Below are 12,055 nucleotides of genomic sequence, written 5' to 3'. Positions count from 1 at the left end.
TTCGGGCCGGTGGGCGGGTAGCGCCAGGCCGGCAGGGGCTGCGCATCCGGCCCGAAGGGTCAAGGCGAGCAAGCGTCAGGCCCTGGCCTCACAGAAACACTGCACCGCCGAGATATCCGCAACACCACACACCGCCATCAGCAGCCTGTCGATCCCCACGGACACCCCGGCACAGTCCGGCAGCCCGGCCGCGAGCGCGGCGAGCAGCTGCTCGTCCACCGGCACGGCGGCCTGGCCCCGCGCCTGCCGGCGCGCCAGGTCGGCCTCGAAACGCGCGCGCTGCTCCCCGGCCACGGCCAGTTCGTGAAAGCCGTTCGCCAGTTCGAGTTCGCCCAGGTAGGCCTCGAAGCGTCGGGCCACGGCACCGCAGGGGCCGTCGACCACACGGGCCAGGGCCGCCTGCGAGGCCGGGTAGTCATGGACGAAGGTCAGGCGGTCGACGGGAAACTGCGGGGCGACCGCGGTGCTGATCAGCAGATCCAGCCAGTCGTCGCGCCCCATCTCGCCGGCAACGTCCAGTCCCCGCTCGCGCGCCACGGCCGCCAGTGCCTCGTCGCTGGCGGCAAAGGGATCGATGCCGGCGTAACGCAGGAAGGCCTCGCGGTAGCTCAGACGCATGGCCGGCTGCAGGGGCCGGTGCGGGTACGCGAGCGGCAGCAGCAGGGTCTCGACCTCGGTCATCAGCGCCTCCAGGTCGAAGCCCGGCCGGTACCACTCCAGCATGGTGAACTCGGTGGCATGCCGCCGCCCGCGCTCGCCGTCGCGGAACACCGGCCCCAGGTAATAGATGTCCCCGCTGCCGGCGGCCAGCAGCCGCTTCATGGCGAACTCTGGCGAGGTGTGCAGATAACGCGTCTCGCCGCAGACGCGGGCCTGGACGCTCTCGATCTGCGGGTCGGTGACGGCCGCCGCCGACAGCAACGGCGGGCTCACCTCCATCACGCCGCGCACATCGAAAAAGGCCCGGATGCCGTGAAGCATCCGGGCCCGGTTCCGGAGCATGTCCAGCGAGGCGCTGGGTGCCCAGTCGCTCATTCCTTGACGCGCGAGACGTAGTCGCCGCTGCGGGTATCGACCTTGATGATCTCGCCCTCTTCGATGAACAGCGGCACCTTGACCACGGCGCCAGTCTCCAGGGTGGCCGGCTTGGTGCCGCCGGTGGCGGTATCGCCACGCAGGCCCGGATCGGTCTCGACGATGCGCGCCTCGATGAAGTTGGGCGGGGCCACGGACAGCGGGACGTTGTTCCACAGGGTGACGATGCAGGTGTCCTGCTCCTTTAGCCACTGCTTGGCATCGGCCACGGCGGCCTCGCCGGCGGCGTACTGCTCGAAGGTATCTGGTACCATGAAATGCCAGAACTCGCCGTCGGAATACAGGTACTGCATGTCGGTATCGACGACGTCGGCGGCCTCCACGGACTCGCCGGACTTGAAGGTGCGCTCGATCACGCGACCCGTCTTGAGGTTGCGGATCCTGACGCGGTTGAAGGCCTGGCCCTTGCCCGGCTTCACGAACTCGTTCTCGACGATGTTGTAGGGATCGCCGTCGAGCATGATCTTGAGTCCGCCGCGAAATTCGTTGGTGCTGTAACTGGCCATGGTTCCCTCGACTGCGGCGCGTGGCGCCGTCTTTGGTTTGGGTCGTACGACAAAGTCGCGAATTATATGACAAACCCACCGGCTCCCGCGAGATACCCCCTCAGCTGGCAACAGGAACTGGCCGAGGCCATTACCGACCCGGCCGAGCTGCTGCGCCAGCTCGACCTGCCCGGGACCCTGCTGGCACCGGCGCGCGAGGCCGGGCGGGACTTCCGCCTGCGCGTGCCGCAGGGCTACGTGGACCGCATGCGGCGGGGGGATGCCGCCGACCCCCTGCTGCGTCAGGTGCTGCCCCTGGCCGACGAGCTGGTGCCACGGCCCGGCTACCTCAGCGACCCGGTGGGCGACCTCGATGCCATGACCACGCCGGGCCTGCTGCACAAGTACCACGGCCGGGCCCTGCTGGTGACCACCGGGGCCTGCGCGGTGCACTGCCGCTACTGCTTCCGTCGCCACTTCCCCTACGGCGAGGCCAACCCGGCGCGCGAGGACTGGCAGGGCGCCATCGACTACCTGCACCGCGATCCCTCGGTGACGGAGATCATCCTCTCCGGCGGCGACCCACTGGTGCTCAGCAACGCACGCCTGGCCCGGCTGCTCGCGGCACTGGCGGACATCCCCCATCTCCGGCGGCTGCGCATCCACACCCGCCTGCCCGTGGTGCTGCCCGCGCGTATCGATGCGGGGCTGCTCGACCTTCTGGGCGGGAACCGCCTGCGGCCGGTGATGGTCGTCCACGCCAACCACGCCAACGAGTTCGATGCCGCCGTCGGCCAGGCCCTGGCAGGGCTGCGCGCAGGCGGCGTGCTGCTGCTCAACCAGGCGGTACTGCTGCGGGACGTGAACGACAGCGTGGCGGCCCAGGCCGGGCTCAGCGAGGCCCTGTTCGATCACGGGGTCCAGCCCTACTACCTGCACCTGCTGGACCGGGTGCAGGGCGCCGCCCACTTCGATGTCACCGAGGCCGAGGCACGCGTCCTGATCGACGGCCTGCGCGCCCGCCTGCCGGGCTACCTGGTGCCACGTCTCGTGCGCGAGATCGCCGGCGAGCCCGGCAAACACCCCATCGCCTGACGGCCCGGACTGGCCGCGGACTATACAAAACGGCGGTTTTCCCCTTAAGCTTCAGGGAGATCGCCACCAGAAAACCATAAAAGAAGCATAACAACCGGGCATGCAGATCCAGGTTCCCAGACAGGAAGCCCCCACACCGGGGAGCTTTCCGACCCGTCCGCGCCGGGTGCGGCAGTGGCTGAAGGAGCTCCCGCTGGTCAACATGGGGGAGACCACCCGCCTGTTCTATACCGGCCTGAGCGAACTCAACCGGCTCAAGGTCTCCGCCGGCACGCGCCTGGAGATCATGGAGCTGATGGCCCCGACCACCGCCATGGTGCTCGACTATCTGGGCAAGCACATGGTCTCCCGCTCCCTGCCCCTGCCCGCCAAGAGCCGCAAGATCGTCACCCTCACCCAGACCATCCTCATGGAGCTGGCCAACGGCTACAAGGCCTGCGTGGTCGACGCCACGGTCTATCGGCACCGGCTGTGGGGCGGCAAGCTGCCGCTGGCCATCCACCGCTCGCTGCGCTACCTGGAGCAGGTGCTCTTCAACGCCGCCCGCGTCTATGCCCCGGAACCCGGCGGCGTATGGCGCGACATCCATGGCCTCTACGCGATCGCCGAACAGCAGGACCTGCTCGGCAAGCAGATCAAGGACCCCCTGCTGCGCCAGCGCAGCAAGTCCAGCATCGCGGATGCCTACAAGCACGCCTGCCTGCTGGCACTGGCGCGCCCGCAAAGCCTGCGCCAGGGCGAGGCCGACCGTATAGAGGCCTATTTCGAGGTCCACAGCAGCGATGGCGAGATCGTGCGCACACCCTCGCCGGATGCCAACGGCGGGGCCTACGTCGTCAACCTCGAGGTGGACGAGCCGCCGGTCTACGCGGCCATCGCCGAGATCCCCGCGAGTGGCGCCATCCGTGGCATCGACGTCACGCAGGCGGTCAAGTCGCTGCGCAATACCCTGCAAAAGGGCGACTTCGACCCCACAGCCTCCATCATCCAGCGCTCCGAGCTCGGCTTCGACCTCACCCGGCGCCTGCTCAACACCCTGAGCGAGACCAGCCAGCGGCGTTTCAGCCGCGCGGAAAAGGACGACCAGGCACAGATCGCCCTGGGCCTTGCCAACATCCACAACGCCATCCGCGAGGACCTGGAGACCCCGCCGGGGGCCAATGCCGCGCCGCGTCGCGAGCCCCTGCTGGACGAGCTCTCGCTGCAGCGCCTGCCTGACGATGAGCGCGCAGCGACCGGGAACGAGGAGCTCAATGTCTGGGACAGCGTGGCCCAGGGCAATGTCATCAGCGAGGCCTACCTCGAGCACAAGCGCGAGCAGGAGCGCAAGCGCATGGAACGCCCGAAGGCCCCCAGCTGGGAGAGCTGGCGCGTCACCAATGCCAGTGCCGGCGGCTTCGGCCTGCTGTGGGAGGGCGAGCAGCCTTCCCGTGCCCAGGTCGGGGAACTCGTGGGCGTACGCGAGAACCGCGACGGCAGTTACCAGTGGCGGCTGGGGGTGATTCGCTGGATGCAATTCCAGGAAGACCTGGGGCTGGAGATCGGTGTGCAGCTTCTCGGCCCGCGCACCCTGCTGCTGGAGATCCAGCGCATCAAGAACCGCCTGGTGTCCGACAGCTTCCCCATCGACGCCTTCCTGTTGCCCGGCATCAAGACCATACACCTGGAACCCACGGTCATCCTGCCGGCCGGCAGGTTCCAGGTGGGCGACCAGCTGCTGGTGAAGCTTTTCAACCAGCAGCTCAAGCTCCAGCTCACCCGCCTGGACGAGCACTCCAGCAGCTTCGCGCAATACCAGTACCAGCCGATCAAGGACGAAACCCCGCACAGGTCCGAAACGGACAACGGCTTCGATTCACTGTGGGCAAACCTCTGATTCGGGAACCCCGCCGCTTGCCATGACGCTGCGCAACGTTGACAATCGGGGCCTCGCCCACCGGCAGCCGGATACGGCAGACCGAGCCGGACACCACAAGAAACGCGACAAGCGACGACACGCAACGGATGGATAACGTACTGCGCCTCATCATCGTCGAGGACAACCTCAACGATGCCGAAATGATCATCAGCTCGATCAAGAGCGCCGGCTTCGCCGTCAGGGCGGACCGTGCCGTTACGCCCGATGAGCTGGAGGCGACGCTCAAGAAACAGGCGCCGGACATCGTCATCTGCTCGCTCAAGGTCGGCGGCCTCACGCTGGAGCAGACCATTGCCGGCATCCGCGACGCCGGTCGCAACGCCCCCGTGGTGGCCGTCACCGATGGCCCGGCCGACGTGATCGACTGCATGCAGCTCGGCGCCGCAGACCTGGTACAGAAGGGCCAGCCCGAACATCTCAAGCTGGTGGTCTCCCGTACCGCCACCTGCCAGTCGCAGTGGCGCCAGCTCAAGCAGCTGGAAACCGCCCTGCGCGAGACCGACCGCCGTTGCAAGACCCTGCTGCAGAGCTCGCGCGACGCCATTGCCTACGTGCACGAAGGCATGCACATCTTCGCCAACGAGTCCTACCTGGAACTCTTCGGCTACGCCGGGATCGATGACGTGGAAGGCACGCCCATCATGGACATGGTCGCACCGGCCGACCAGAACAAGATGAAGGAGTTCCTGCGCAACTACGCCAAGGGCAAGGAACAGAAGCAGGAGCTGGACATCACCCTGCGCGACACCAACGACAAGGAATTCAAGGCCAGCATCGAGTTCAGCCCCGCCTCCATCGATGGCGAACCCTGCACGCAGATCCTGATCCGCGACCAGGCCAACGCCAAGGAACTCGAGCAACAGCTCAACTACCTGAGCCAGCGCGACCTGCTCACTGGCCTCTACAACCGCCAGCATTTCATCGAGCAGCTGACCACGCGGGTCGGCGTCGCCAGCCAGGGCCAGGGCAATACCGCGCTGGTGCAGATCGTCATCGACAAGTTCGACGACATCAAGGGCATCGTCGGCGTCTCCGGCAGCGACCTCGTGATCGCCGACGTGGGCAAGACCCTGGACCAGAATGCGGACGAAGGCGACCTGGTGGCCCGCATGGACGGCCCCAACTTCGCCATCCTCACCAAGCACTGGGAGAAGGCCGAGCTTACCGCCTACATGGGCAAGCTGCTCAAGGCGATCACCGACAGCATCTACGAGGTCGAGGGCAAGTCCATCACCTGCACCATCAGCTCGGGCGCGGCCATCATCGACGAGAACACGCCCGACCCCAACGAGCTGATCGCGCGCAGCGAATCGGCCCGCGGCGAGGCGGCCCAGGGCGATGGTGGCAAGTTCGTCATCTACCAGCCCAAGGCCGGCGAGATGACGCAGAAGCAGCTCGACGAGCAATGGAGCGAGGTCATCCGCGACGCCCTCAAGGACAACCGCCTGCGCCTGCTCTACCAGCCCATCGTCAGCCTGCATGGCGACCCGGGCGAGCGTTACGAGGTCTATCTGCGCCTGCTGGACAAGGAGGGCAACCCCGTCAGTCCGGGCGAGTTCCTGCCCAGTGCCGAGCGCACCAACATGGCCAAGGGCCTGGACCGCTGGGTGCTGATCAATGCCCTGAAGAAGCTCGCCGAGCGTCGCAAGACGCATCCGGAGACCATCTTCTTCATCAAGCTCACCGCCGGCTCGCTGCAGGACCCGGGCGCCCTGCCCTGGATTGCCGAGAAGCTCAAGGAGTCGCGCCTGCCGGCCGAGAGCCTGGTGCTGGAGATGAAGGAAGACACGCTGCTCAACTACCTCAAGCAGGCCAAGGAATTCGTCAATGGCCTCAAGCAGCTGAAGTGCTCCTTCGCCCTGGACGAATTCGGCGCGGGCCTGGATCCCTTCCAGCTGCTCAAGCACGTGAACGCCGACTACCTCAAGATCGATCGTGGCTTCATGCAGAACATCACGGGCAACCAGGAAAACCAGGATGCGGTGAAGAACCTCACCGACACGGCCCATTCCATGAACAAGCTCATCGTCGCGCAGTTCGTGGAAGACCCCAATGCCCTGTCCGTGCTGTGGGGCATGGGCGTGAACTACATCCAGGGCTCCTTCCTGCAGGCACCGAGCGAGGAACTCAATTACGACTTCAGCTCGATGTAGCCCCGACCGGAGTCAGCAGCAAAAAAACAGGCCGCGAATTCGCGGCCTGTTTTTTTGCAGAACCCGTGCGGGTCGATCAGCGCATCTGCTCGAGTGCGGCAATGCGCTCCTCCAGCGGCGGGTGACTCATGAACAGCCGGGCAAGGCCATGCTTGCCCCGGCCACTGATGCCGAAGGCGGCGAGCTGCCCCGGCATGTCCTCGCCATGGGCACGCTGCTGCAGCCGGCGCAGCGCGGCGACCATCTTCTCGCGTCCGGCCAGGTCGGCACCACCGCGGTCGGCGCGGAACTCGCGCTGGCGCGAGAACCACATGACGATCATCGAGGCCAGCACGGCGAGGAAGATCTCGGCGACGATCACGGTGATGAAATAGGCCGGGCCATAGCCCTGCTCGGTCTTGAACACGACACGGTCGACCACGTGACCGATGACGCGCGAGATGGCGATGACGAAGGTGTTGATCACGCCCTGGATCAGGGCCATGGTCACCATGTCGCCGTTGGCCACGTGCGCGACCTCGTGGCCGAGTACGGCCTCGACCTCGTCGGCCGTCATGTTCTGCAGAAGCCCCGTGCTGACCGCCACCAGGGCGTTGTTCCTGCTCGCGCCCGTGGCGAAGGCATTGGGCTCGGGGGAGTTGAAGATGCCCACCTCGGGCATGCCGATACCGGCGGCCTGGGCCTGGCGACGCACCGTCTCCACCAGCCACTGCTCGCTTGAATTGCCCGGCCGCTCGATGATCTGCACGCCCATGGCGCGCTTGGCCATCCACTTGGACATGGCCAGGGAGATGAACGAGCCGCCGAAGCCGAACACGGCCGCGAAGATGAGTACGGCCTGCATGTTCAGGTCGACGCCATTCGCCTGCAGCAGGCTGTCGACACCGAGGATGTTCAGGACGATCGACAGCACCACGAGGATGGCGATGTTGGTAGCCAGAAACAGAAAGATGCGTTTCATAGGTTATTGTTCCAATCTCTATACGGGTTGATATCCGAACCCATTAGATAGGGGCCAGGATGAAAAATTCAATCACACAGGCGTGATTTCCGGCCCCGCCGGTTCATTCCTCCAGCGTCAGGGCATCCACCTTCTGGAAGCCGCGCGGCAGCTTGGTACCGCGCCGGCCACGCTCGCCGGCATACTCGTCCACCTCGGCTCCCTTCATCACCTTGAACTTCCTGCCGGCGGTCACGCGGATGGCCTCCCCGTCCTGCACCAGGATGGTGGCCACCACCACCTCCTCGCGGGCCTTCAGCTTGGGCCCGGGCACGTTGATGATCTTGTTGCCCTTGCCGCGCGGCATCTGCGGCAGTTCGCCCAGATGCGTGACCAGCATGTAGCCCTCGGAGGTGACGGCCACGATCCAGTCGTCCTCCAGCGAGCGCACCTTCACCGGTGGCAGCACGCGCGCGCCCTTGGGCACGGAGAGCGTGGCCTTGCCGGCCTTGTTGCGCGTGACCATGTCCTCGAGCTTGCAGACGAAGCCGTAGCCGAAATCGGTGGCCAGCAGGAAGAGGTCCTCGGGCTGGCCCATCACCACGCCGATGAAGGTCGCGCCGTCCGGCGGGTTGAGGCGCCCGGAGAGCGGTTCGCCCTGGCTGCGCGCCGAGGGCAGCGTATGGGCCGGCAGGCTGTAGGTGCGGCCGGTGGAATCGATGAATACCGCGAGCTGGTTGGAACGCCCGCGCGCGGCGTGCTGGAAGCCGTCGCCCGCCTTGTAGCTGAGCGAGACCGGATCGAGCTCGTGGCCCTTGCCGGCACGCACCCAGCCCTTCTGCGAGATCACCACGGTCACGGGCTCGGTGGGTACCAGGGCGGACTCGTCCAAGGCCTGGGCGGCCTCGCGCGCGACGATGGGCGAGCGGCGCGCATCGCCGTATTTCTCGGCGTCCTCGGCCAGCTCCTTCTTGATCAGGGTCTTCATCCGCGCCTCGGAACCCAGCGTCTTCTCCAGCCAGTCGCGCTCCTTCGCGAGCTCCTCCTGCTCGGCGCGGATCTTCATCTCCTCCAGGCGCGCGAGCTGGCGCAGCTTGGTGTCGAGCACGTAGTCGGCCTGGGTGGCGGTGAGGCCGAAGCGCTCCATCAGCACCGCTTTGGGCTCGTCCTCGGTGCGGATGATGTGGATGACCTCGTCGATGTTGAGGAAGGCGATCAACAGGCCTTCCAGCAGGTGCAGGCGATCGTTGACCTTGTCGAGGCGGTATTCCAGGCGCCGGCGCACCGTCTGCAGGCGGAAACTCAGCCACTCCTTGAGCAGGGTGCGCAGGTCCTTCACCGCCGGCCGGCCGTTGATGCCGATCATGTTCATGTTGACGCGGTAGGTGCGCTCGAGATCGGTGGTGGCGAACAGGTGCGCCATCAGGGCCTCGACGTCGATCCGGTTGGAGCGCGGCACGATCACCAGCCGCGTCGGGTGCTCGTGGTCGGACTCGTCGCGCAGGTCCTCGACCATGGGCAGCTTCTTCGCCTGCATCTGCTGGGCGATCTGCTCCAGCACCTTGGCACCCGAGACCTGATAGGGCAGCGCGGTGATCACGATGTCGCCCTCTTCCTTCTCGAAACGGGCGCGCATGCGCAGGCTGCCGTTGCCGGTCTCGTACATGCGCTGGATGTCGGCGCGCGGCGTGATGAGCTCGGCATCCGTGGGAAAGTCCGGCCCCTGGATGTGTTCGCAGAGTTCGGTGACCGTGGCCTTCGGGCTGTCCAGCAGGTGGATGCAGGCGGCGGCCACCTCGCGCAGGTTGTGCGGCGGGATGTCGGTGGACATGCCCACGGCGATGCCGGTGGAACCATTGAGCAGCACGTTCGGCAGGCGGGCCGGCAGCACGGCCGGCTCGTCCAGGGTGCCGTCGAAGTTCGGCACCCAGTCCACCGTGCCCTGCCCCAGTTCGCGCAGCAGCACCTCCGCATACGGCGCCAGGCGCGACTCGGTGTAACGCATGGCGGCGAAGGACTTGGGATCGTCCGGCGAGCCCCAGTTGCCCTGCCCGTCCACCAGCGGGTAGCGGTAGGAGAAGGGCTGGGCCATCAGCACCATGGCCTCGTAGCAGGCCGAGTCGCCGTGCGGGTGGAACTTGCCGAGCACGTCACCCACGGTGCGCGCCGACTTCTTGTACTTGGCGGTGGCGGCCAGGCCGAGCTCGGACATGGCATAGACGATGCGCCGCTGCACCGGCTTGAGTCCGTCGCCCAGGTTCGGCAGGGCGCGGTCCATGATCACGTACATGGAGTAGTCGAGGTAGGCCTTCTCGGTGAAGCGGCCCAGCGGCAGCTGCTCGATGCCTTCGTAGTTGATTTCGGCGTTGTTGCTCATGGGTGCCTATCGATTCGTGGTAGTGGCTCAGACCTCGGCGAGGTCGCCCTTCTGTTCCAGCCAGGTCTTGCGGTCGGAGGCGCGCTTCTTCGACAGCAGCATGTCCAGCAGCGTGTTGGTGTCGTCGGCGGCCTCCAGCGTGAGCTGCACCAGCCGGCGCGTCTCGGGCGCCATGGTGGTCTCGCGCAGCTGCAGCGGATTCATCTCGCCCAGGCCCTTGAAGCGGGTGACGGTGATCTTGCCGCGCTTGCCTTCGGCCTTGATGCGGTCGATCACGCCGGCCTTCTCCGACTCATCCAGGGCGTAGTAGACGTCCTTGCCGATGTCGATACGGAACAGCGGCGGCATGGCCACGTAGATGTGCCCGGCCGTCACCAGCGGGCGGTAGTGGCGCACGAACAGCGCGCAGAGCAGCGTGGCGATGTGCAGGCCGTCGGAGTCGGCGTCGGCGAGGATGCAGATCTTGCCGTAGCGCAGCTTGCTGAGGTCCTCGGCGCCCGGCTCCACGCCGATGGCCACGGAGATGTCGTGGATCTCCTGCGAGGCGAGGATCTGGTCCGGGTCCACCTCCCAGGTGTTCAGGATCTTGCCGCGCAGCGGCATGATGGCCTGGAACTCGCGGTCGCGCGCCTGCTTGGCCGAGCCGCCGGCCGAGTCGCCCTCCACCAGGAACAGCTCGGTGCGCGACAGATCCTGCGCGGCACAGTCGGCCAGCTTGCCCGGCAGCGCCGGGCCCTGGGTAACCTTCTTGCGCACCACCTTCTTGCCGGCGCGCAGGCGGCGCTGGGCGTTGCCGATGGCGAACTGCGCCAGGCGCTCGCCGGTCTCGGCGTGCTGGTTGAGCCACAGGCTGAAGGCGTCCTTCACCACCCCGGAGACGAAGGCGGCCGACTCGCGCGAGGAGAGCCGCTCCTTGGTCTGGCCGGCGAACTGCGGGTCCTGCATCTTCAGCGAGACGATGTAGCTCACGCGGTCCCACACATCCTCGGGCGAGAGCTTCACGCCGCGCGGGATCAGGTTGCGGAACTCGCAGAACTCGCGCACCGCCTCGGTCAGGCCCTGGCGCAGGCCGTTCACGTGCGTGCCGCCCTGGGCGGTGGGGATCAGGTTGACGTAGCTCTCCTGCACGCCCTCGCCGCCCTCCGGCAGCCATACCACGGCCCAGTCCACGGCCTCCTTCTCGCCGTGCAGCGAACCGATGAAGGGCTCCTCCGGCAAGAGCTCGTAGCCCTGCACGGCCTCCATCAGGTAGTCGCGCAGGCCGTCCTCGTACTGCCAGGTCTCGCGCTCGCCGCTCTGTTCGTCGAAGAACTCGATCAGCAGGCCCGGGCACAGCACCGCCTTGGCGCGCAGCACGTGCTTCAGGCGCGGCACCGAGAACTTGATGCTGTCGAAGTACTGGGCGTCGGGCCAGAAGCGCACCGTGGTGCCGGTGTTGCGCTTGCCCACCTCGCCCACCACGGTGAGGTCGCTGGCCTTGGCGCCGCCGGCGAAGGCCATGGCGTGGCGCTTGCCGTCGCGGCGCACCTCGATCTCCAGCCGCTTGGACAGGGCGTTGACCACCGACACGCCCACCCCGTGCAGGCCGCCGGAGAACTGGTAGTTCTTGTCCGAGAACTTGCCGCCTGCGTGCAGGGTGGTGAGGATCACCTCCACCCCGGGCAGCTTCTTCTGCGGGTGCAGGTCCACCGGCATGCCGCGGCCGTCGTCCACCACCTCGAGCGAACCGTCGCGATACAGCGTCACGCCCACCTTGCTGGCGTGGCCGGCGATGGCCTCGTCGACGCTGTTGTCGATCACTTCCTGGGCGAGGTGATTGGGGCGGCTGGTGTCGGTGTACATGCCGGGACGCTTGCGCACCGGCTCCAGCCCGCTCAATACCTCGATATCGGCGGCGTTATAGGCTTGGCTCATAATCTTCCGGGAAACCCCAAGATGAGGGGGATGGTTGTCTCGAAGGCCCAATATCTGGGGGCCCATTATGGGAGGTAT

General features: G+C 66.6%; 8 protein-coding genes. 3 read left to right on the top strand and 5 right to left on the bottom strand.

What is annotated here, in order from left to right:
• Positions 1–75 precede the first annotated feature (75 nt).
• Together genX and efp are read right to left on the bottom strand one after the other, a co-directional pair.
• Positions 76–1,035, bottom strand: coding sequence for an EF-P lysine aminoacylase GenX (genX, locus tag HUJ28_02060; protein MBD3618243.1), 960 nt, complete (start codon positions 1,033–1,035; stop codon positions 76–78).
• A complete protein-coding gene (gene efp, locus HUJ28_02055) occupies positions 1,032–1,601 on the bottom strand; it encodes an elongation factor P (protein ID MBD3618242.1) in 570 nt (189 codons plus the stop codon). Before efp ends, genX begins: the two co-directional genes overlap by 4 nt.
• 66 nt (positions 1,602–1,667) lie before the next feature.
• Between efp and epmB the strand changes: the two genes are divergently transcribed.
• The 3 genes from epmB (at position 1,668) to HUJ28_02040 (ending at position 6,746) form a co-directional block, all read left to right on the top strand.
• Positions 1,668–2,675 carry an EF-P beta-lysylation protein EpmB gene (gene epmB / locus HUJ28_02050; protein MBD3618241.1) on the top strand — a complete coding sequence of 336 codons (1,008 nt, stop codon included), beginning with the start codon at positions 1,668–1,670 and terminating at the stop codon, positions 2,673–2,675.
• 100 nt (positions 2,676–2,775) lie between these two features.
• Positions 2,776–4,551, top strand: a complete 1,776-nt coding sequence (locus HUJ28_02045) for a hypothetical protein (GenBank protein ID MBD3618240.1) — start codon at positions 2,776–2,778, stop codon at positions 4,549–4,551.
• A gap of 128 nt (positions 4,552–4,679) precedes the next feature.
• Positions 4,680–6,746: an EAL domain-containing protein gene (locus tag HUJ28_02040; GenBank protein MBD3618239.1), complete on the top strand. Its 2,067-nt coding sequence runs from the start codon at positions 4,680–4,682 to the stop codon at positions 6,744–6,746.
• 76 nt (positions 6,747–6,822) lie between these two features.
• Here HUJ28_02040 and htpX read toward each other — a convergent pair whose 3' ends face one another.
• From htpX to parE, 3 genes are all read right to left on the bottom strand, one after another.
• A complete protein-coding gene (gene htpX, locus HUJ28_02035) occupies positions 6,823–7,707 on the bottom strand; it encodes a protease HtpX (protein ID MBD3618238.1) in 885 nt (294 codons plus the stop codon).
• A 103-nt stretch (positions 7,708–7,810) separates the two neighbouring features.
• A complete protein-coding gene (parC, locus tag HUJ28_02030) occupies positions 7,811–10,063 on the bottom strand; it encodes a DNA topoisomerase IV subunit A (GenBank protein ID MBD3618237.1) in 2,253 nt (750 codons plus the stop codon).
• Between the two features lie 27 nt (positions 10,064–10,090).
• Entirely contained in the window at positions 10,091–11,977 is a 1,887-nt protein-coding gene (gene parE / locus HUJ28_02025) for a DNA topoisomerase IV subunit B (protein MBD3618236.1), read from the bottom strand.
• Between the last annotated feature and the right edge of the window lie 78 nt (positions 11,978–12,055).

This window comes from Chromatiales bacterium, from assembly GCA_014762505.1.
Classification (GTDB): domain Bacteria; phylum Pseudomonadota; class Gammaproteobacteria; order SpSt-1174; family SpSt-1174; genus SpSt-1174.
This window is presented reverse-complemented; position numbering and strand designations above follow the sequence as displayed.

Bases quoted from the DNA above. Each gene is read 5' to 3' on its own strand.
- genX (MBD3618243.1), bottom strand. From the start codon at position 1,035: ATGAGCGACTGGGCACCCAGCGCCTCGCTGGACATGCTCCGGAACCGG.
- efp (MBD3618242.1), bottom strand. From the start codon at position 1,601: ATGGCCAGTTACAGCACCAACGAATTTCGCGGCGGACTCAAGATCATG.
- epmB (MBD3618241.1), top strand. From the start codon at position 1,668: ATGACAAACCCACCGGCTCCCGCGAGATACCCCCTCAGCTGGCAACAG.
- HUJ28_02045 (MBD3618240.1), top strand. From the start codon at position 2,776: ATGCAGATCCAGGTTCCCAGACAGGAAGCCCCCACACCGGGGAGCTTT.
- HUJ28_02040 (MBD3618239.1), top strand. From the start codon at position 4,680: ATGGATAACGTACTGCGCCTCATCATCGTCGAGGACAACCTCAACGAT.
- htpX (MBD3618238.1), bottom strand. From the start codon at position 7,707: ATGAAACGCATCTTTCTGTTTCTGGCTACCAACATCGCCATCCTCGTG.
- parC (MBD3618237.1), bottom strand. From the start codon at position 10,063: ATGAGCAACAACGCCGAAATCAACTACGAAGGCATCGAGCAGCTGCCG.
- parE (MBD3618236.1), bottom strand. From the start codon at position 11,977: ATGAGCCAAGCCTATAACGCCGCCGATATCGAGGTATTGAGCGGGCTG.